The sequence below is a fragment of the Alcaligenes sp. HNGD-HTN06 genome, from assembly GCF_049932565.1.
In the GTDB taxonomy this organism is placed as follows: Bacteria; Pseudomonadota; Gammaproteobacteria; order Burkholderiales; family Burkholderiaceae_B; genus Alcaligenes; species Alcaligenes ammonioxydans.
In genome coordinates this window covers 1,209,267-1,228,186 of the sequence record NZ_CP187782.1, presented here as the reverse complement: position 1 = coordinate 1,228,186, position 18,920 = coordinate 1,209,267, and the positions used below count along the sequence as shown (strand labels likewise).

Here is an 18,920-nt window from a genome sequence, read left to right as displayed (position 1 = left end):
CAAGCGCCGCCATGACTTCGCCCACTCTTTCGGTTTTACCTGCGGCTCCTGCCGCACCCTCGGCCCCCGTCGCCCCTACGGCCGGGCCTGCGGCTGCGCACGCGCCCAAGGACGAAGGCTTTGCCCAGCATCTGCAAACGCAACAGCAACACGTGCAAGGCAAAGGGGCTGGCAAGACAGGGACCGCTGCCAGACAGGACCACGCTCACACCCAGGCTCTCGCACGCAGCCCCAAACAGGCTGAGACAGTAGCCGGGCCAGCGGGGGCCAGTGAGCTGGACACCCTGATCACAGACCCGGCCTTGATGATCGCCGATCAGAGCGACCTGGAGCTGGACACCGAGGCACCGGCCGATAGCGGCCTGCCCGCAATGGCCTTGTCCATTCTGTCGCAAGTGCAAGCCATCAAGAACAGCAAAACCGAGATCAAAGCAGCGCAGACAGAGCGCACGCTACCTGTGACCGCCGCCCACACGCGCCAGACTCTGGCCGCCGAGCTGAGCAGTACCCGCGCCGCAGCCGTGGCGCCCCCCTTGGAAACCACTGCGGCGCAAGCAGATGTGGACCTGAGTGCTGAACTGGCCTTGCCCAAATCCCTTGAGAACAGTAATCCGCTGGCTGCCACCCCCGTCCGCAAAGCGGCTGTCAATGCGGCCCACGTCGTAAGCGACACCGCCTTTAACACCAAGCTCGTCGCGAGCACAGCGTCGTCTCAAGCTCATCTGATGGATGACGCTTCAGCGTCTCTGGCGGCCCTGGGTCGACACATGGCGGAGGATGCTCGTGCAGGCGTGAACCTGAATCTGCCCGCTCTGGATGCGTCCTTGCTGGCCCAACTGAGCGCCACGCCCGGCACGCTCCCGGCTAACAGTTCCGCCGCCTTACCCAGCGCAATGACGCTGGCCATTGCCACACCGGTTCAATCCCCTGAATGGGGCGCTGCCATGGGACGCCAGATGATTACACTGGCCCAGCAAGCCCAAGGCAGCATTCAAAGTGCTGATATCCGCCTGGACCCGCCTGAACTGGGCCCCCTGCGCATTACTTTGCAGATGCAGGACGGCATGGCCCACGCCATGATTACCTCACCCCACGCCCAAGTGCGTCAGGCCCTGGAGCAGTCCCTGCAACAACTGCAACAGCAGTTCGCGGAAAACGGCCTGACTCTGGGCCAGGCGGACGTGGGTGACCAGCACGCCTCGCATCAGGCCTTTCGCGAGCAATTGGCAGCCCAAGGCAGCCAGGGCGAGCAGGCCGCCTTCAGCCTGAACACGGTGGCATCCCCAGAGGAGACCAACCTCTTGGTGAACCGCAGCGCTACCCGCTCGCTGAACCCGGATGCGCTGGTTGACACCTTCGCCTGACTCCCAGCCCCACGGACCGCCCGGCAAAAAGCATGATTAAGCTCGAAAAGCAGCGTCTATTCGCCGGGCCTGTCCTGTCTGACCTCCGGCACAATAGCTCAGGCATGCAGTCAGGCTCAGGCCAGACATGCGTTTGTCTGTTTGTCATACGCTAGAAAATACATCGCTCACATCACATGGCCCGAAAAGCACCCACCAAACTTGCACGCCTGATGAAAACCGGTCTGCTGGTTCTGTTTATTATCGCCGCTAGCGTGGGCGCAACCCTGTACTACTCCTGGCAACAAAGCAGCCCGCCTGCGTGGTTGGCCTGGGCAGAAAAAGGCCAGTCGGTTGAAGCCGCTCCTGCCCCTGACGAGCCTGCCGCCGTCAAGATCAACGCCAAGCCCATTTTTGCGCCGCTGGACCCGTTCACCGTCACCCTGAACGAGAATGGCCGCTCGCGCATTCTGTATGTGGGCATCACCTTGCGCGTTCAGGATGATGGTTCGCGCGCCATGCTGGTGGAGTACATGCCCATGGTTCGTGACCGGGTGCTCAAGATCCTGGCTGAACAGCGTCCCACCTACATCCAGACTTCCGAAGGGCGTCAAGCCTTGGTTGCACAGCTGAGCGCGGGCCTGAAAGAGCCCTACCCGCCCAATCCTGCTGTTCCGCACATCAATGATGTCCTGTTCACCGCCTTTGTCATCCAATAAATGTCGTATCAGAGCTTCTTATCCCAAGACGAAGTCGATGCACTGCTGGCCGGTGTTACCGGCGAAGGCGCTGACACCAAGCCCCTGAATGAAAACCTCTCTGGCGTGCGGGCCTATGACCTGACCTCGCCAGATCGGGTGGTGCGCCACCGCATGCAGACGCTGGAGCTGATCAACGAGCGCTTTGCCCGTCGGCTGCGCTCGACCATGCTCAGCTTCATGCGCCGCAACGCCGACATTACCGTCGGCTCCATTCGCATTCAGAAGTACTCGGACTTCGAGCGCAACCTGCCCGTGCCCAGCAACCTGAACATGGTTGCCTTAAAGCCCCTGCGTGGCGTGTCGCTGTTCACCTACGACCCAAACCTGGTCTTTCTGATTATCGACAGCCTGTTTGGTGGCCATGGCCGCTACAACACGCGTGTGGAAGGTCGCGACTTCACCACCACAGAACAACGCATTATCCAGCGTTTGCTGACCCTGACCCTGGAGAGCTATTGCGGCGCCTGGGAGTCGATCTACCCGCTTGAGGCGGAGTACATGCGCTCGGAAATGCACACCAAGTTTGCCAGCATCAGCAGCAGCAACGATATCGTGGTGGTGACCTCGTTCAATATTGAATTCGGCGCCCAAGGCGGCAATCTGAACATCTGCCTGCCCTACTCCATGATCGAGCCGGTGCGCGACCTGTTGACGCGCCCCTTGCAAGACAAGGGCACCGATGCCATCGACCAGCGCTGGACCCAGCAGCTCTCGCGCCAGGTGCGCAGCGCCGAAGTCGAGCTGATTGCCAACTTTGTCAATATCGACATGACCATTGCCGAGCTCACTCAGCTCAAGGTCAATGATGTGTTGCCCATTGACATCCCCACTCTAATTGAAGCCCACGTGGATGGGGTGCCGGTTCTGGAATGCCAGTATGGCACTTCCGGCGGCCGTTACTCCCTGCGGGTAGAAAACATCCTGGCCACCAACGACAGCGATTTGACTAAAGGTAAGTCCCTATGAGCGACCCTCACAACCCTAACGACCGGTCTGCGCCCGAGGACGACTGGGCAGCCGCGATGGCTGAGCAACAGGCCGGCACCCAAAGCAGCACCCAGGCCCAAGGTCTGGAACAGCCCCTGGAAGATGACTGGGCCTCGGCCCTGGCCGAGCAAAGCGCGGCTACGCCGGTGCACGAACCCAGCCCGGCCAGCAATCTGTTCCCCCCCATGGAACCGGCCCAGAACACGGCAACCACCGATATCGACATGATTATGGACATCCCCGTCCAGCTGTCGGTAGAGCTGGGTCGCACCCGCCTGACCATCAAGAACATTCTGCAACTGGGCCAGGGCTCGGTCGTGGAGCTGGACGGCCTGGCCGGCGAGCCCCTGGATATTTATGTGAACGGCTACCTCATCGCCCAGGGTGAAGTGGTGGTCGTAGACGACAAGTACGGGATTCGCGTCACCGATATTGTGACGCCCTCGGACCGTATCCAGCGACTGAACGGTCGTCGCTAGAACATGGAACAAGCCCAGCTCGTCAGAATCATGCTTAGCCTGCTGCTGGTTGTGGGCCTGATTCTGGCAGCAGCCTGGGTGGCCCGCCGCGGCGGACTGCTCAGGAATCAGAATCAGCAACGCATCAAGATTCTGGACAACCGGCGTCTGGGCCCGCGCAGCAGCGTCGCCCTGATCCGGATTGACGAGCGCGAAATTCTGATTGGCATCACTCCCCAGCAGATCAGCCTGTTGCACACACAGGCGTCTGCCAGCCCCGAGGCAGATTTCCAGACCCATCTGGACCAGCACCGTGCGCCCCGCTGAACGCATCATGACTGCATTTTCATCCCCTGCCCGAGCACACGTCAGTATCGCTCTGCTTCTGGCTCTGATCTGCCTGTTCCTGCCTTCCCAGGCCGTGGGGCAGGCCATTCCGGCCATCACCAGCACCGCGGGCCCGAACGGTTCGCAAACCTGGTCGCTCAGCATCCAGACCCTGGCCATGCTGACCATGATGTCCTTTCTGCCGGCGGCCCTGCTGATGATGACCGGCTTTACCCGTGTCATTATCGTGTTGGGCCTGCTGCGCAATGCCATGGGCACGGGGACAGCGCCACCCAATACGGTGCTGGTGGGTCTGGCTCTGTTTCTGACCTTCTTCGTGATGTCGCCGGTGTTTGACCAGGTGTATCAGGACGCCTACAAGCCGCTGTCGGAAAACAAGATCAGCTTTGAGGCGGCCCTGGAGCAAGGCGCTCAGCCCCTGAAAACCTTTATGCTGCATCAGACCCGCGAAGCCGACTTGAAATTGTTTGGCGATATGGCGGGCGTGGGCGAGCTGCAAACGCCCGAAGAAGTTCCCTTGCGTGTGCTGGTGCCCGCCTTTGTCACCAGCGAACTGAAAACCGCTTTCCAGATCGGTTTTACGATCTTCATTCCCTTTCTGATCATCGACCTGGTCATTGCCAGCGTGCTGATGTCCTTAGGGATGATGATGGTCCCGCCCGTGACCATTTCGCTGCCCTTTAAGCTCATGCTGTTTGTACTGGCCGACGGCTGGCATTTACTGCTGGGTTCGCTGGCCCGCAGCTTCTATCAATAAAGGACCGCCATGACTCCCGAAACCGTCATGTCCATGACCTATACCGCCTTGAAACTGGCTCTGTCCATGGCCGGCCCCATGCTGATCGTGGTGCTGGTCGTGGGTCTGGGCATCAGTATCTTCCAGGCGGCCACCCAGATCAATGAAATGACGTTGTCGTTCATCCCCAAGCTGCTGGCCATGGGCATTACCGTAGTGCTGCTGGGCCCATGGTTGATCAACAATATGGTCGACTATATGCAGGGCCTGCTACGCGGCATTCCCGGCCTGGTCAATTAGGACAGGCCGGAGCGAGGAGGCTGCCGTGAGCCCACCACCATGTGTCTGGCAAGGCGCACGGCCTTGTCAGACCCGCAGGCCCCAGGCGCACCGTGCTTGACCTGAACTCCGCCCAGCTCCATGCCTGGCTGAACGCCTTTCTGTGGCCGTTCATCCGCATTCTGGCCACACTGGCGACAGTTCCTTTTTTCAGTGAATCCGCCATTCCCAAACGCGCCAAGATCGGGCTGGGTTTTATCCTCGCTCTGATCGTAGCGCCCTCGCTGCCCCCACTGCCTGATCTGCCCACCGCCTCGTACGAGGCTTTGCTGATTGCGGCGCAACAAGTGTTTATCGGCGTCGCGCTGGGGCTCACCATGCGTATCGTATTCGCAGCGGTACAGACAGCGGGCGAGTTCATCGGGCTGCAGATGGGCCTGTCCTTCGCCTCCTTCTTTGATCCGGCCACGGGCGCCAATACCGCCGTGCTGTCGCGGCTGCTGAACGTGATTGCGGTGCTGACTTTTCTGGCCCTGAACGGTCATCTGCTTTTGCTGGGTGTGCTGGTGCGCACGTTCCACGTATTGCCCATCGGTGCAGACCTGAACATCAATGGCTGGGGGGCATTGCTGGACTGGAGCAGCGAGTTGTGGGTGTCAGGCATGCTGCTGGCCCTGCCGCTGATTATTGTGCTTCTGACCATTAACCTGGCCTTCGGCATATTGAACCGTACCGCCCAACAGCTGACTATTTTTGCGGTGGGTTTTCCGATTACGCTGACCATCGGCCTGACCTTGCTGGTCGTGGTGATCCCGCAAACCACGCCCTTTCTCGCCCAGTTGTTCAACTCCGGCTACGAAGCCATGATGCGGGTTGCCCTCGGGCTGGCTGGCCCTTAAAAGGCATGGGCCTGGCGCTGCTTGTGCGCCTGCATCAGACGCCGGGCCTGGCCCAGCGTCAGGACACCTTTTTGTTTGGCACGTCCAATCAACAACTGCATCAACTGGGCGCTGATCAACGCGTCTCCCAGGGCATCATGCCGCTCACTGACCGGCAGACCACAATACCGCAGACAATCATCCAGGCCCAGTCGACGACCACGCCATTCGGGCAGCAGACACGCTGCCAGTTCAGCCAGATCCAGGGCCAGAGGCCGGGCCTGTTGCACACCGGCCTGAGGCCAGGCACGGTCCAGAAATGCCAGATCAAAATCGGCATCCCAGGCGACCCAGACCGAGTTTTCCGAATAACGGGCAAAGTCACGCATGAGCTGCGGCAAGGGTTCACCTTTTTCCTGCAGCTGCGGACTGATCTCATGAATCAGCAGACTCTCTGGACTGCGTTCGCCGTGTGCGCGCACCAGACCGGCCCACACATTGCCCAGGGCAATCGAGCCCCGCTCCAGTCGTACTGCGCCCATTTGCACAATATGGTGGCGTTTGGGTTCCAGCCCGCTGGTTTCCAGGTCCAACACGGTAAATGCCGCTTCGTCCCATGTGAGCTCATCCACCCCGCTCCAGGACAGGGAGGGGCTACGGGCGGCGAAGGAAGCGCGTCGCCAGGGGAGCCAAGAGAGCAATTTCATAAGCGGTACCGGAACGCCAGAATACGCTGGGCACGACGCACTTGTGACAAGGCCTCGCGCAAGACACGGGCATCCAGTGCGCCCAAGCTGCCCAGACGCACCAGATTGTCCGGCTCCTGGCCTTGTTGCAACTGCGTCTGATGATGTTGCAAACGCAGCAACTGCAAATAACGGTAGGCCTCGCGCAGGCCCTCCGACTCCTCTGCGCTAAAGACGCCACGCTGGGTCAACACCGCCAACCGGTCCATGGACGAAGGCAACTCACAGCCGTGGGCCAGCGCCAGCACGCGCAACACATCCACCATCGGGGCCAATGCCTGCTTCTTGATATCCAGCTTGTCATCGCCCTGCCCCATCAAGGCCTCCAAACGACTGCGCTTTTTGCCACTGGGAATGCGGGTTTGACAGGTGCTTTGAGCCAGCATGCGCTGAAACACCGGATTATCGTTCACCATGCCCAGCACGCGCCGCTGCAGACGTTGCAACAGGCTGGTCTGCCCCCAGATGCTCCGGCAGTCAAAATAAATCGTGGACTCAAGCAACTGCTCGGGTGCCGGCCGCTCGATCATGATCTGAAAACGATGTAACCATTCCGCTTCGGAAAGACATAGCTCAGGGTTGCTGGCCATGATATTGCCCGTACACCAGGCCATGCCGCAACGGTCCAGAGCCTCGTTGACCCGACGCGCAAACGGCAGGAGCAAGGCCCGGTAGGCGTTGGCCTGCTCCGGCGAGCTGGCGCTAAATAAAATGCCATTATCCTGGTCGGTGTGGCGGGTCTGCTCACCCCGGGCCTGGCTGCCAAAGGCCAGCCAGCAAAACTCGATGCCATCCAGCCCCGAGCCGGGCAAAGACAGTTCGATCGTGCGCTGAACCGTATGGTCATTCAAACGCGTAATTACGGCAGTCAGTTGCTCAGAGCGCGCACCGTGGGCCAGCATGGCATCGACCAGTCGGCCAATATCGGCTTGCAAGCGCACCAGCCCGGACACATCCTGGGCGCAACGCAAGGCACGCGACAGGTGGACCAGATCGACGCGCTGCAAGGAGAACACATCGCGCTCGGACACCATGCCCACCACTTTATGATCCTGAACCAGGCAGACATGACCGATCTGATGCTCGACCATCAACAGCGCCGCATCAAACGCCGAAGCCTGAGGCGCAAGCCAGACCGGGTCCGGCGTCATGATTTCCGACATGGCCTGACCTGGATCGTATTGGCCTCCAGCCACCAGACGGCGCAGATCGCGCAAGGTGAAGATCCCCAACAGATGCTGATCGGCATTGACCACGACCATGCTGCTGACCTGCCGCTCGTGCATGTCTTTGACGGCCTGCTCGACCGGACAATCAGGCAGACAACTGAGCAGTCCCCGTTCTGTCAGGGACTGCAGACTCATGTCCAAGGTATAACTGGCCCCCAGATCGGCACTGGCGCTTTTCTGAGCGCTGCGCCAGACCGAAGCCAGCAAACTGCTGGTGCCGCGGAGACAATAATCCCGAAACGGTTCGCTGATGCTCAACAGATGCGCAACGGCCTCACCGGCCACACACAAGGTGAAACAGTCTTCCTGTACCTGGTAGGCGCTCTCCAGCGCTTGCCCGGACACCAGCTCACGCACTGGCAGCAGGTCTCCTTCCACATACTCCTGGGTTTCGCCGTGCGCCTGGGTGCCGATCTGTCCCTGGCGAACAAGATAGAGCTGATCGACGCGCGCGCCCTGCTCCAACAGCACCTGCCCGGCCGAGAAAAACCGGAGCTCACTATGTTCGATCAGGTAATCGCAGTGCTGTGCCTGCATCTGATCAAAAGGTGGGTAAGCAATCAACCAGGCCAAGATGCCGGGCGCTTTCTGGCGCACCGCCGTCTTGGCCACGGATTCACCGGGAATCGCGAAGGACATGGGCGTCTCTGCTGGCTAGGGACAAAGAATTATTGTGCCATGCAGCATCGCCCTCGCGGACCCTGATTTTCTAGGGGATTTCAACTATAGGCACCCGCCCGTTTTTTCCCCCAAAAGGCTTAGCGCAACCGGTCGTAATCGCGTTCGGCCATATCAATCACATCCCCTTCCTGAACCTTGAACTGGGACACGGCCTCTGCCAGGGTCTCGGATTGTGCCTGCAAGGAGCCTGCCGCAGCCGCCGCCTCCTCGACCAGCGAGGCGTTTTGCTGCACCACAGCATCCATTTGAGCCACTGCCGTGTTGATCTGCTCAATACCGGCCGTCTGCTCCTGCGAGGCCGAGGAAATCTCGCTCATCAAGGTGGTGACGCTATTGACCGCACGCACCACCTCTTGAATGATGTCGCCCGCACTGGCCACCTGCTGCGTTCCGGTCTGGACTTCGTTTTGCGAGGCTTCGATCAGACCTTTGATTTCCTTGGCGGCCTGGGCGCTGCGCTGTGCCAGGCTACGCACCTCTCCGGCCACCACGGCAAAGCCCTTGCCCTGCTCTCCCGCGCGAGCCGCTTCCACCGCGGCGTTCAAGGCCAGAATATTGGTCTGGAAGGCAATACCGTCAATCACGTTAACAATGTCGGCTACCTGTCCGGAACGAGCGGAAATCTGGTTCATCGTGTGAACGACCGCGCCGACCGACTCACCACCCTGCTGTGCCACTTTGGCGGCGTTATGCGCCAACTGATCGGCCTGATGGGCATTGTCGGCATTCTGACGCACCGTACTGGCCAATTCTTCAAGACTGGCCGCCGTTTCCTGCAAAGCGGCAGCTTGCTGCTCGGTGCGGGAACTCAAGTCGGTATTACCGGCAAAAATCTGCGAAGAACCCGAGGCGATCTCGTCCACACCTTGGCGCACGGTCAGCACGATCCCCTGCAGGCTTTGTTGCATGCGACGCATGGCGTCATACAACACCCCGACCTCATTGGCCGAGCGGTAGGTAATTTTCTTGGTCAGATCGCCGTTGGCAATATGGTCAAAATGCATACCGGCTTCACGCAAGGGGGTCAACGCGGTGCGGCCCAGCACCAGTCGCAAGGCCACAATAATGGCCAGACCCAGCAACAAGGCCAGGGCGATGACGATATTGGCCACACGGGTTTGCAGTTCTGCCTGCTCCAGCAACACGTCAGTCTGCTCGTTGTAGAACTTGCTCAGCTCCTCAATGCGGAACTGGAAAGTGGCAGCGCGCAAAACGCCAAAACCTTCGCTGACAAAGTAAAAGGTACTGTAATCACGGGTTTCCAGTGCCTGAACCATGGGTTCAATCCCGTCATCCAGATAAGCCTGATAGGACGCAACCAGTCCCATGGCCAAACGGCGCAGCTCAGGCTCGGTCGGCATATTGGCACGAATATCGGCAAAGGCCTTGCGCACCTCATCCAGCTTTTGCGTGGCCAGCGTGACAGAGTTCTCGGCACTTTGCAGCAGGTTCTGATCATCATCAATACCGGCTTCCTGATAGAAGCGCGCCGCGCTCATCAAGCTGACGCGGGCTTCCATCATATTGTTGTTCAACTGCAGGATCTGCATGGCACGCTGATCCTGACGATTGATCGTACGCAAGGCCTCGCCACTTTGCTGCAGGTAATAGGCGGCCAGCCCCCCTACCGCCACAATCAGGACCAAAAACAATCCCATGCAAATCATCAGCATGGTGCTGATCTTCAAGCCCGACGCCGACTTCAGGCTGGGACGAAACGATTTGGAGGAACGACGTTTAGATGCGCGGGACGCGGACGGAAGACTGCTTTCAATACCCAGCATTTGCTAAATCCAAAGAAAACTCTAGTGGCTGACCGGCAAGATGGTAATCATCTCCGTGCCAGGGTGCTCAATCGTGACCGAGCCTGTAGTAGCGCTACGCGCTTGCTCGCGGTACATGGAAGGAATATGGCTGCGTTTGACCACATGCTGGAAACGCCCCTGGGCATCAAACTGAAGCCACAACTCCTGGCGAAAATAGACCGCGTCCGTTGCCAGGGTTGTCCCCTGGAACCACACGGCCATTTCACTGCCGTCGAGCTGTCGGTAGACCTGGTGTGGACGGCCTTGCAAGGACTGCTCAGCGTCAGCACGCGTGCTTTGGCCCAGGACCAGATCATTCAGCCCCGACGCCTTGAAAGACGAGCCCTGGGTGGCGCAAGCAGCCAGGGTCAGCAAGCACAAACCGATCAGTGTCTTACGGCCCCGCCCGACCCAGATACCCAGTCGGGAGCAAGGCATTAGAACTCCTCCCAATCATCGTCCGAAGAGGCACTGTGAGGCTTGCCGCTCAAGTCGGGACGCAACAGACGCTGACTATCTTCCTGAGTAGCGGCGGTGGCCTTGGCAGCAGGCGGCGAGGTCTTGGCGGGAGCCGACAGCCCCCTGCTCACGCCCGCAGCAGGTTTGGCAGCGTTCGCCACACCTTTCAAGGATGGCGTGCGACGTGTCTCGGCGTCCGATGAGGATGCACTGGCACTGCGACGGTTAGCGACGCGGCGGGCGCTGACGTCGATCACTTCCGTGCCCGGCGAGCGAAAGAACGCGATCGCCTGGTTGACCTTGGTGACCTGCTCGCTCAGCCCCGAGGAAGCCAGAGCGGCCTGCTCCACCAGACGGGCGTTGTACTGCGTCGTCTCATCCATCTGCGAGACAGCGCGATTCACCTGATCGATACCGGAGGACTGCTCAATCGTTGCGGCCGTGATCTCACCCATGATGTCGGTGACACGACGCACGGAATCCACAATTTCCTGCATAGTGGCGCCCGCGCGTTCCACCTGCGAGGAACCTTCCGTGACCTTACGCACCGAATCCTCGATCAGGGCCGTGATTTCACGCGCGGCCTGCGCACTGCGTTGTGCCAGAGCGCGGACTTCAGCGGCCACCACGGCAAAACCCTTGCCCTGCTCACCCGCACGAGCCGCTTCAACCGCCGCGTTCAGGGCCAGAATATTGGTCTGGAAAGCAATGCTGTCAATCACGCCCACAATATCGGAGATCTTGTTGGAACTGGCCGAAATCCCCTGCATGGTGGCTACCACTTCATTGACGGCGCTCCCCCCACGATGTGCTACATCCGAGGCGGTCGCGGCCAACTGATTGGCTTGCTGGGCGTTATCGGCATTTTGGCGAACGGTCCCAGCCAATTGTTCCATGCTGGCAGCCGTCTGCTGCAAGGAAGCAGCCTGCTCTTCGGTACGACTGCTGATATTGGTGTTGCCCTGGGCAATTTCCTGTGCGCCGGCATGAATCTCCTCCAGTCCCAGACGCACCGCCGTGGTGGTCTTGACCAGGGACTCCTGCATGCGACCCAGCGACTCGAACAAGTCACCGATTTCGTTGGAGGTCAGAACATGGATACGTTGGGTCAGGTCGCCTTTGGCAATGGCATCAAAGTACGCCGCAAAGTCACCCAAGGGACGCACCACCCGACGGAGAAAGTAGCTGATGGCCGCCAGCCCCAACAACACGGCCAGCACCAGCACGACGGTCAAGACAATGTTGAAGGTGCTCTGCTGCTCCTGCAAGGTGCGCAACACCGCGTCACCGGAGCCCAGGGCCAACAGACCATGAAAGTAATACAGCGCCCAGGCTGCCATGGCCACTGTCAATGCCATCAGAGCAGCAATACAAAAGGTCATGCCGACCCTTAGACTCAAATTCTTAAAAAGCATAGAAGATTCCCGCACGTGGTGCTTGACTGCCGGTTAAGGAAAAACCACCCAAAAAAGGAACAGCGTCCTAGCGATTCAAATTGAACAGGCTCATGCTCTGAATCGTCTGAAATGCCATCGCCGACATTTCCAGCGCAGCCTTGCGCAGCTCCAACTGAGTGGACGCATCAAAAATATTCAGATCTTCCAGACGCGAGAGCTCATTGGTGTAATTAAGGGCTCGGGCAGCCCCATTGGCGCTGAGCGCTTCAATTTCATTCATGCGCGTACCGACCGACGAAATTACGGTCTGCACATTGTCGAAGTTCTCCCCGATACGCTGTATGGCTGAGTTCATCGCGTTGCGAAACTCGGCCTGGGCAACCGGGTCCCCACTGACAGGCTTGCGCAAGGCGTCCACCACCGACTGCAAGGTGTTGAACATATTCATGTCAGCCGGGCTGGTGCTGTCCACCGAACTGATGGCAAAGCTGTCGCCTACGGCGGGCTTGCCTTCGATCTGCACGCTGACCCCGCCAGGCAGGCTGATGCGCTGACGCTCGTTCTCATCCAGCACACCTTGACTGACCACCGCCCCGTTCACCTCGATGTCGTAATCCGTTTCCGAGGTAAATCGGATGGTGTAATTGGCCTGCGCGCCAGGCAAGGACGAGTTGCCGTTGGGGGCGCTGAGCACAGCCGAGCCACTGTTGGCGTTGGCCTGGGTGAAGTAGGCTGTCGATCCGGGGTTGGCCCGCTCGAAGATGGTGCGACCATGATCGGCCGAGTCCATCTGGCGGGTTTGCTCAACCTGAATATCACGGCTGTTGGTGTCACCCGTGTAGGTAAAGGTGTTTCCCGTCCGCTCAAACGCCTGAGTCGTCCCTTTAGCCCCGGAGAACAGATACTGGCCCGAACCATCCTTGGTGTTGGCAAAGCCAAACAGGGTATCCAGCGCACTTTCGATCACGGTAGCCAAGGTGCTGCGATCGGCATCCGACATGGTGCCCGTGGAAGCTTCCACCAAACGGGTTTGCACGCCCTGCAACTGCAGGTTGACGGCATTGAGCAGGTTTTCTTCCTCACCCAGCGAACGCATGGCCACTTCGCGGTTTTCACCATAGCGCTTGTCCATGGCCTGCGACTGCGCCAGATTGATGGTCTGGGCCGACGCCAAAGGATCATCCGAGGGGGTGATCATCCGCTTTTGCGAGCCCATCTGCTGAAAAACACGCATCAGATCGGACTGCTGCTTGTTGATCGAGTTCAGGCCTGTCTGAAAAAAAAGAGAAGAACTAATACGCATAGCAAGGTTCCAATTTCAAGACTGAATCGCCGTACTTACGTACGCAGGCCCAACAGGGTGTCAAACATCTGGGAGCTGACATCAATCAAACGGGCGGCCGCCTGATACTGTTCCTGAAAACGCTGGAGCATGATGTATTCCTCATCCTTGTTAACGCCCGACAAGGCCTGCTGAGCGGCATAGTTCTGCTCGATCAGCTTGAGTTGCGCCTTGGCCGCGGTGCCGTTTTGCTGCGTTTGCACCGCAATCCGGTTCACGATCTGGCCAAAGGAGTCATTCAGGCTCAGGGAGCCGTCCGCCAACACTTTGGTATTGCGCAGATCCGCCAGTTTCTGAGCGATCGTGCCATTGGCCGAGCCGGTATCCGGGTTGGCCGCGGCAATATCCTGGGGACGCTTGATCTCCACCTGTAAATTGCTGCCAGCGGTGGCGGTAGGCTGAACCAGCCAGGAATCCCCATCCTGCGACTGGGTCTTCAGGCTGGACACGTCGATTTCCAGGCCATCCACCCGCGTAATGCCGCCGTCCTGGTCCGGACCATTGAGGGGCGTAATGTCGTTGCTGCTCAGATTGCGCAACTGAAAGCGTCCGTCCACACGCTCGATCCGGTAGTTATCGCCGGTCAGCTTGTCCACGGGTTGGGTGTAACCCTTGCTGGGATCAGCCGGATCAATCGGGTCCTTGTAGAAGGACACACCGGGTACGCCACTGCTGACGGGATTGGTGCCATTGGCCACGACTTTGGGGCCACTGACGCTGAATATGTCTTTGCCCGCCTCCCCCTTCAAGTCAATGCCTTGACGGTGAATATCGTTCACGGTGTGGGCCAGGCCCACGGCCAGACGCCCCAGGGCGCTGATGGCGGGCTCCAGACTTTCCTGACGGAACTGCAGCAGGCCACCGAGCGTGCCGCCTTTGATCGCGCCTTCACGAAACTCGGTCACCACCATCTTGCCGTCCACGTTCAGGGCAGACGTAAACCCGACCACAAACCGCTCAGGGTTTTCTGCGGAACGCACCGCATGCAAGGGATAGACCCGCTCGCCACCCAACAACATCTGGCCACCTGCGGTGGTCACGCTCAAGCGCCCGTCCTGCTCGACGGTGCGAACGTCAATCAGTTGTCCCAGTTCGGCCACCAACTGTTCGCGCTGGTCCAGCAGATCATTGGGCTCGTGCCCGGGCGTGGTTCCCTTGGCAGCCGCAATCTGCTTATTGACGTTGTCGATCCGCTCCAGATAGCTGTTGATCTGGGTAACCGTGGTTCCAACCTGCGTGTTGATGTTCTCGTTCACGCGGTTCATGTAGGAGGTGGCGTCACGAATCTGGGTGGCCAGACTTTCGGCGCGGCCCAACAGTTCCTGGCGTGCCGAAGGATCGGCAGGCTGCGAGGCAACCGCTTCCAGCCCGTCAAAGAAATTCTGCAAGGCGGGGCTGACACCGACCGTACGATCCGAGAACAGATTGTCCAGCTGGGCAATTTCGGTGCCGTAGCTGACCAGAGCCGCTCCGGCGGTCTGGGAACGCACCAGCTGTTGATACAGAAAATTGTCGTAGGAGCGCTGCACCGTCACGACCTGCACACCGCGGCCGTAATAACCGGCACTGCCTCCTACCGAACCAGCCGTCTCAACCAGAACCGATTGGCGGTTATAGCCAGGGGTATCGATATTATTAATATTGTGGCCCGTCACCTGCATGCGCTTTTGAGCGGCATACAAGCCGGTAATACCAAGGTTGGCGAGATTCATATCAAATCCTTTCTGTCCTGCCCGGCCCGTTGTGTCCAAGGCGAAAAATGAACATGCTGCTTTTTAACGACCACCTTGGTGCATTATTTAGACCTGTAACAATAATTAAGACTTGCCACCATCAAAGTAGGCCATGATGGCAATCAGTTTTTTGGCGTAAGAAGGATCCGTGGCGTAGCCTGCATCCTGAATACGCTGCGCAGCCTCTTGCGGCGTTGCGGCGTGCTTGACGCTTTCATAGCGCTTGTTATTGCCGATCAGACGCGCGTAGTCGGCAAAGGACTCGGCATAAGAGTCATAGGCACGAAAGGTTTGCGTCATCTTCCGGGCCACACCGTTTTGGTATTCGGTGGTCATGACCTCTACCGTTTTTCCTTTCCAGGAGGGGGTGGCCTTGATCCCAAACAAATTGTGGCTGGTGGAACCGTCGGCATGCATGATTTCACGTTTGCCCCAGCCCGACTCCAAGGCCGCCTGACTCAGGATCAGCTTGGCGGGGACACCACTGTCTTCTGCGGCCACTTTGGCTGCGGTATTCATGCGGTCTACAAACTGACGGATGTGGTTGGGCGCCCCCTGAATCGAAGAGTACACGCGCTGCACCGTGCTGTTATTGCTGAGCTTGTCGATCAGTTCGGCAATGGAAGCCGCATCAATGGAGCGGTCATTGGGCATGCGCGAGCGCAAATCCGCACGACGCGAAGACGCGGTTTCCGGGTCATAGGACGCAGCGCCAAAGGGCTCGCTGTCTTGCCCGCTCATCTGAGCCTGCAAGGCCTTGGCCAATCCGATGCCCGGGTCAGCCAACTGCAGGGCCAACTGCTCATCGCCCAGGCTTTGCGCCATGCGCACGGACTGGGTATCAAACATGCCGCCTTCAGGATTGGCGGCTCGCGCCTGCTTCAAAATATTCTGGATAAACAGGGACTCGAACTGACGGGCCACTTGCAGTTGAGTCGCTTGATTCTGATCGTCCTGCCCGGCTTGCCGACGCAGCTGAGCCAACTGTTGCGGGTCAAAAATTGAAACCTGCGTTCCCGTTCCTGGACGAGGAAAGTACTGCACCGTCATTAGATGATCTCCAGATCTGCCCGCAAAGCGCCCGCGCTTTTCAGGTTCTGCAAAATGGACAACAAATCTTGAGGGGTAGCGCCCAAGGCATTGAGCGCCCGCACCACATCGGCCAGATTGGCACTGGTCTTTACGCGTTGCAGCGAACCACTGTCACTGCGCATTTCAATCTGCGTGCTGTCAGCCACGACCGTCTGGCCGCCACCGAACGGGGTATCGGGCTGGCTGACCTGCGGTTGACGGCTGATGACCACCGACAAGTTGCCATAGGCAATCGCGGCCTCATCAATGGTGACGGTACGATTCATGACCACCGAACCCGTACGCGCATTGATAACCACCCGTGCGCGCGCTGGCGGCAGATTTACTTGCAGGTTTTCCACATGGGAAATAAAAGCAGTCTGGGCCTGGGGGTCCAATGGACCCCGTACCTGAATCAGGCGCCCATCCAGCGCCGTGGCCGTGGACGGACCGAACTGTTTGTTCAGGGCAGCCACCACGTTCTGGGCGGTCCCAAAGTCCGAGGTGTTCATCTCCAGATTGATCACCCCGTCCCGCGCATACGTTGTGGGCACGCTTTGCTCGACCGTGGCACCGCCAGGAATCGTGCCGCCATTTAACTGGTTGACCTGGACACTGGAACCGCCGGCTTCGGCACCGGCGCCGCCTACCAGCAAGTTACCCTGTGCGATCGCGTACACCTGACCGTTCGCACCTTTCAAGGGCGTCATCAGCAAGGTGCCGCCGCGCAGACTCTTGGCGTTCCCCATGGAGGACACCACCACGTCCACAGACTGGCCAGGACGGGCAAAGGCGGGCAGGCGGGCTGTCACCATCACAGCCGCCACGTTCTTGAGCTGCATATTGCTGCCCTGGGGAATAGTCACCCCCAGTTGCGACAGCATATTGGTCAGACTTTGCTGCGTAAACGGCGCTTGGCGAACCTGGTCGCCACTGCCGTCCAGACCCACCACCAGACCGTAACCGATCAGCGGATTGTCGCGCACCCCCTGGATGGACGCCAGATCCTTGATTCGCTCGGCCTGACTGAGCGGAGCCAGCAACAGGCCTGCTGCCAGCATGGCTGCCCGCAGCATGTCGCGGTAAGAAGAGAAAGGAGTACGACTCATGGAAAATGCCATAGCAAGCAAAAGGCTCAGAACGGGGAAATATTCAGGAAAAAACGCTGTAGCCAACCCATGGTCTGGACTTCGTCCATCACCCCTTTGCTACGAAACTCGATACGGGCATCGGCCACCTGCGTGGACGACACCGTATTGCTGCCGGTAATGGAGCGCGGGTCCACAACGCCGGAAAAGCGGATGTGTTCACTGCCCCGGTTGATGGCGATCTGCTTCTCCCCGGCGACCTGCAGGTTGCCGTTGGGCAGCACGCCCACCACCGTCGTGGTCAAGGTGCCGCTGAACGTATTGTCGGCGCGGCTGGAGCCCTTGCCTTGTGCCTTGTTCGAGCCGGACACCTCAAAGTTCTGCTTGCTGCCTATTTCATTGGGCAGGAAAGCCGGGACACCCGTAAAGTCCAAGCCGCCGCTACCGGTACGGTCCGTGTTGGTCGACACATTCTTGGCAGCGTTGGTGCGCTCCTGAATCATGATGGTGACAATATCGCCCACATTGCGGGGCCGTCTGTCCTCAAACAGCGGATAGTTGCCATACGCCGAGGGCTGGTAGATGGAGCCATTTGCCACCACAGCCGCTGGAATGGCGGGAGGCGGAGCCGCGGTCAAGGGGCCGGTGACCACATCTTCAGGGGGCACCAGCGCGCAACCGGACAAGACAAGCAGCGCACACAGGGCAAGACGGCTCAACAGAGCTTGGAACATTGTCACGATCTCTTCAGGTTTACAGCTGCGTCAGACGAGCCAGCATCTGGTCAGCGGTGGACACGGCCTTGCTATTGATTTCGTAGGCACGCTGGGCACTGATCATATTGACCAGCTCCTCGGCCACGTTGACGTTGGACGTTTCGTTGTACTTGTGCATGACCAGCCCTGCGCCATCCATACCTGGCTGCAGAAAGTTTGCGGCCCCCGACGCATCGGTTTCGATGTACAAGTTCTCGCCCATGCTTTGCAAACCGGCCGGGTTGACGAAGGTGCTCAGTTGCAGTTGCCCCACCTCCACACTGGCGCCCGCGGCACCGGGCTGAGTAACCGACACGGTCCCGTCGCGCCCAATGGTCAGTTCCAGGGCGTTATCCGGGATATTGATGGGAGGCTGAATGGGGTAGCCGCCGGCTGTCACCAGCTGACCATTCTGATCGCGTTGCAAACTGCCGTCACGCGTATAGGCGAAGGTGCCATCCGGCATTTCCACTTGCAAAAACCCACTGCCCTGAATGGCGATGTCCATATTGTGGCCGGTGTGCTTCATATCGCCCTGACTATGGATACGCTCCGTGGCCACCGTGCGCACGCCCGTACCGATCTGCAGACCCGTAGGCAACTGGTTGGCAGCGCCGACCTGAGCACCAGGCTGACGAAGGGTTTGGTACATCAGGTCTTCAAACACCGCACGGGTACGTTTGAAACCGGTGGTATTGACGTTGGCCAAGTTATTGGAAATGACATCCATATTGGTCTGCTGGGCTTCCAGACCGGTCTTGGCAATCCACAGAGAGCGAATCATGTGTGTGTAATCCTTGAAGCTAGCGCTCGCGTCATGCGCG

The 18,920-nt window shown here is 59.2% G+C and carries 19 protein-coding genes; 8 read left to right on the top strand and 11 right to left on the bottom strand.

What is annotated here, in order from left to right; genetic code table 11:
- The first annotated feature begins 11 nt into the window (after positions 1-11).
- The 8 genes from ACOZ42_RS05600 to fliR all read left to right on the top strand — a co-directional run bounded on the left by ACOZ42_RS05600 (position 12) and on the right by fliR (position 5,811).
- Positions 12-1,364 carry a flagellar hook-length control protein FliK gene (locus ACOZ42_RS05600; RefSeq protein WP_426345636.1) on the top strand — a complete coding sequence of 451 codons (1,353 nt, stop codon included), beginning with the start codon at positions 12-14 and terminating at the stop codon, positions 1,362-1,364.
- A 212-nt stretch (positions 1,365-1,576) separates the two neighbouring features.
- Positions 1,577-2,062, top strand: a complete 486-nt coding sequence (locus ACOZ42_RS05595; protein ID WP_230406276.1) for a flagellar basal body-associated FliL family protein — start codon at positions 1,577-1,579, stop codon at positions 2,060-2,062.
- A complete protein-coding gene (fliM, locus tag ACOZ42_RS05590; protein ID WP_059317899.1) occupies positions 2,063-3,070 on the top strand; it encodes a flagellar motor switch protein FliM in 1,008 nt (335 codons plus the stop codon).
- On the top strand, positions 3,067-3,570 hold the full coding sequence (fliN, locus tag ACOZ42_RS05585) for a flagellar motor switch protein FliN (RefSeq protein WP_003804644.1): 504 nt from the start codon (positions 3,067-3,069) through the stop codon (positions 3,568-3,570). The genes fliM and fliN overlap by 4 nt, the downstream gene beginning before the upstream one ends.
- 30 nt (positions 3,571-3,600) lie before the next feature.
- Entirely contained in the window at positions 3,601-3,876 is a 276-nt protein-coding gene (fliO, locus tag ACOZ42_RS05580; protein WP_003804646.1) for a flagellar biosynthetic protein FliO, read from the top strand.
- A 7-nt stretch (positions 3,877-3,883) separates the two neighbouring features.
- Positions 3,884-4,654 carry a flagellar type III secretion system pore protein FliP gene (fliP, locus tag ACOZ42_RS05575; RefSeq protein WP_039944016.1) on the top strand — a complete coding sequence of 257 codons (771 nt, stop codon included), beginning with the start codon at positions 3,884-3,886 and terminating at the stop codon, positions 4,652-4,654.
- Between the two features lie 9 nt (positions 4,655-4,663).
- Positions 4,664-4,933: a flagellar biosynthesis protein FliQ gene (gene fliQ, locus ACOZ42_RS05570; RefSeq protein WP_003804652.1), complete on the top strand. Its 270-nt coding sequence runs from the start codon at positions 4,664-4,666 to the stop codon at positions 4,931-4,933.
- A gap of 92 nt (positions 4,934-5,025) precedes the next feature.
- Entirely contained in the window at positions 5,026-5,811 is a 786-nt protein-coding gene (fliR, locus tag ACOZ42_RS05565) for a flagellar biosynthetic protein FliR (protein ID WP_039943987.1), read from the top strand.
- Here the strand turns inward: fliR and ACOZ42_RS05560 are convergent.
- The 11 genes from ACOZ42_RS05560 to flgG all read right to left on the bottom strand — a co-directional run bounded on the left by ACOZ42_RS05560 (position 5,808) and on the right by flgG (position 18,880).
- Positions 5,808-6,497, bottom strand: coding sequence for a 3'-5' exonuclease (locus tag ACOZ42_RS05560; RefSeq protein WP_059317901.1), 690 nt, complete (start codon positions 6,495-6,497; stop codon positions 5,808-5,810). The two genes, fliR and ACOZ42_RS05560, sit on opposite strands and share 4 nt — an antisense overlap.
- Positions 6,494-8,404: a DUF294 nucleotidyltransferase-like domain-containing protein gene (locus ACOZ42_RS05555; protein WP_240209346.1), complete on the bottom strand. Its 1,911-nt coding sequence runs from the start codon at positions 8,402-8,404 to the stop codon at positions 6,494-6,496. The genes ACOZ42_RS05560 and ACOZ42_RS05555 overlap by 4 nt, the downstream gene beginning before the upstream one ends.
- Before the next feature lie 119 nt (positions 8,405-8,523).
- Positions 8,524-10,230 (bottom strand): methyl-accepting chemotaxis protein, encoded by a 1,707-nt coding sequence (locus tag ACOZ42_RS05550; protein WP_003804659.1) that lies wholly within the window; start codon positions 10,228-10,230, stop codon positions 8,524-8,526.
- A gap of 21 nt (positions 10,231-10,251) precedes the next feature.
- The gene (locus ACOZ42_RS05545; protein ID WP_003804661.1) at positions 10,252-10,689 is read right to left on the bottom strand and encodes a hypothetical protein; all 438 of its coding nucleotides are present in this window, start codon (positions 10,687-10,689) and stop codon (positions 10,252-10,254) included.
- The gene (locus ACOZ42_RS05540) at positions 10,689-12,068 is read right to left on the bottom strand and encodes a methyl-accepting chemotaxis protein (RefSeq protein WP_426345635.1); all 1,380 of its coding nucleotides are present in this window, start codon (positions 12,066-12,068) and stop codon (positions 10,689-10,691) included. The genes ACOZ42_RS05545 and ACOZ42_RS05540 overlap by 1 nt, the downstream gene beginning before the upstream one ends.
- 124 nt (positions 12,069-12,192) lie before the next feature.
- Positions 12,193-13,410: a flagellar hook-associated protein FlgL gene (gene flgL / locus ACOZ42_RS05535; protein ID WP_426345634.1), complete on the bottom strand. Its 1,218-nt coding sequence runs from the start codon at positions 13,408-13,410 to the stop codon at positions 12,193-12,195.
- A 35-nt stretch (positions 13,411-13,445) separates the two neighbouring features.
- Positions 13,446-15,161 (bottom strand): flagellar hook-associated protein FlgK, encoded by a 1,716-nt coding sequence (gene flgK / locus ACOZ42_RS05530; protein WP_426345633.1) that lies wholly within the window; start codon positions 15,159-15,161, stop codon positions 13,446-13,448.
- 105 nt (positions 15,162-15,266) lie between these two features.
- The gene (gene flgJ, locus ACOZ42_RS05525; RefSeq protein WP_003804669.1) at positions 15,267-16,232 is read right to left on the bottom strand and encodes a flagellar assembly peptidoglycan hydrolase FlgJ; all 966 of its coding nucleotides are present in this window, start codon (positions 16,230-16,232) and stop codon (positions 15,267-15,269) included.
- Positions 16,232-17,362: a flagellar basal body P-ring protein FlgI gene (locus ACOZ42_RS05520; protein ID WP_080585005.1), complete on the bottom strand. Its 1,131-nt coding sequence runs from the start codon at positions 17,360-17,362 to the stop codon at positions 16,232-16,234. The genes flgJ and ACOZ42_RS05520 overlap by 1 nt, the downstream gene beginning before the upstream one ends.
- A gap of 26 nt (positions 17,363-17,388) precedes the next feature.
- Entirely contained in the window at positions 17,389-18,075 is a 687-nt protein-coding gene (locus ACOZ42_RS05515) for a flagellar basal body L-ring protein FlgH (protein WP_003804673.1), read from the bottom strand.
- A gap of 19 nt (positions 18,076-18,094) precedes the next feature.
- Positions 18,095-18,880, bottom strand: a complete 786-nt coding sequence (gene flgG, locus ACOZ42_RS05510; RefSeq protein WP_003804676.1) for a flagellar basal-body rod protein FlgG — start codon at positions 18,878-18,880, stop codon at positions 18,095-18,097.
- Positions 18,881-18,920: the final 40 nt, after the last annotated feature.

Bases quoted from the DNA above. Each gene is read 5' to 3' on its own strand.
- fliN (WP_003804644.1), top strand. From the start codon at position 3,067: ATGAGCGACCCTCACAACCCTAACGACCGGTCTGCGCCCGAGGACGAC.
- ACOZ42_RS05515 (WP_003804673.1), bottom strand. From the start codon at position 18,075: ATGTTCCAAGCTCTGTTGAGCCGTCTTGCCCTGTGTGCGCTGCTTGTC.
- fliO (WP_003804646.1), top strand. From the start codon at position 3,601: ATGCTTAGCCTGCTGCTGGTTGTGGGCCTGATTCTGGCAGCAGCCTGG.
- fliM (WP_059317899.1), top strand. From the start codon at position 2,063: ATGTCGTATCAGAGCTTCTTATCCCAAGACGAAGTCGATGCACTGCTG.
- ACOZ42_RS05595 (WP_230406276.1), top strand. From the start codon at position 1,577: ATGAAAACCGGTCTGCTGGTTCTGTTTATTATCGCCGCTAGCGTGGGC.
- flgG (WP_003804676.1), bottom strand. From the start codon at position 18,880: ATGATTCGCTCTCTGTGGATTGCCAAGACCGGTCTGGAAGCCCAGCAG.
- flgJ (WP_003804669.1), bottom strand. From the start codon at position 16,232: ATGACGGTGCAGTACTTTCCTCGTCCAGGAACGGGAACGCAGGTTTCA.
- ACOZ42_RS05540 (WP_426345635.1), bottom strand. From the start codon at position 12,068: ATGGCATTGACAGTGGCCATGGCAGCCTGGGCGCTGTATTACTTTCAT.
- ACOZ42_RS05560 (WP_059317901.1), bottom strand. From the start codon at position 6,497: ATGAAATTGCTCTCTTGGCTCCCCTGGCGACGCGCTTCCTTCGCCGCC.
- fliQ (WP_003804652.1), top strand. From the start codon at position 4,664: ATGACTCCCGAAACCGTCATGTCCATGACCTATACCGCCTTGAAACTG.
- ACOZ42_RS05555 (WP_240209346.1), bottom strand. From the start codon at position 8,404: ATGTCCTTCGCGATTCCCGGTGAATCCGTGGCCAAGACGGCGGTGCGC.
- ACOZ42_RS05600 (WP_426345636.1), top strand. From the start codon at position 12: ATGACTTCGCCCACTCTTTCGGTTTTACCTGCGGCTCCTGCCGCACCC.
- fliP (WP_039944016.1), top strand. From the start codon at position 3,884: ATGACTGCATTTTCATCCCCTGCCCGAGCACACGTCAGTATCGCTCTG.
- flgL (WP_426345634.1), bottom strand. From the start codon at position 13,410: ATGCGTATTAGTTCTTCTCTTTTTTTTCAGACAGGCCTGAACTCGATC.
- ACOZ42_RS05520 (WP_080585005.1), bottom strand. From the start codon at position 17,362: ATGAGTCGTACTCCTTTCTCTTCTTACCGCGACATGCTGCGGGCAGCC.
- flgK (WP_426345633.1), bottom strand. From the start codon at position 15,161: ATGAATCTCGCCAACCTTGGTATTACCGGCTTGTATGCCGCTCAAAAG.
- ACOZ42_RS05550 (WP_003804659.1), bottom strand. From the start codon at position 10,230: ATGCTGGGTATTGAAAGCAGTCTTCCGTCCGCGTCCCGCGCATCTAAA.
- ACOZ42_RS05545 (WP_003804661.1), bottom strand. From the start codon at position 10,689: ATGCCTTGCTCCCGACTGGGTATCTGGGTCGGGCGGGGCCGTAAGACA.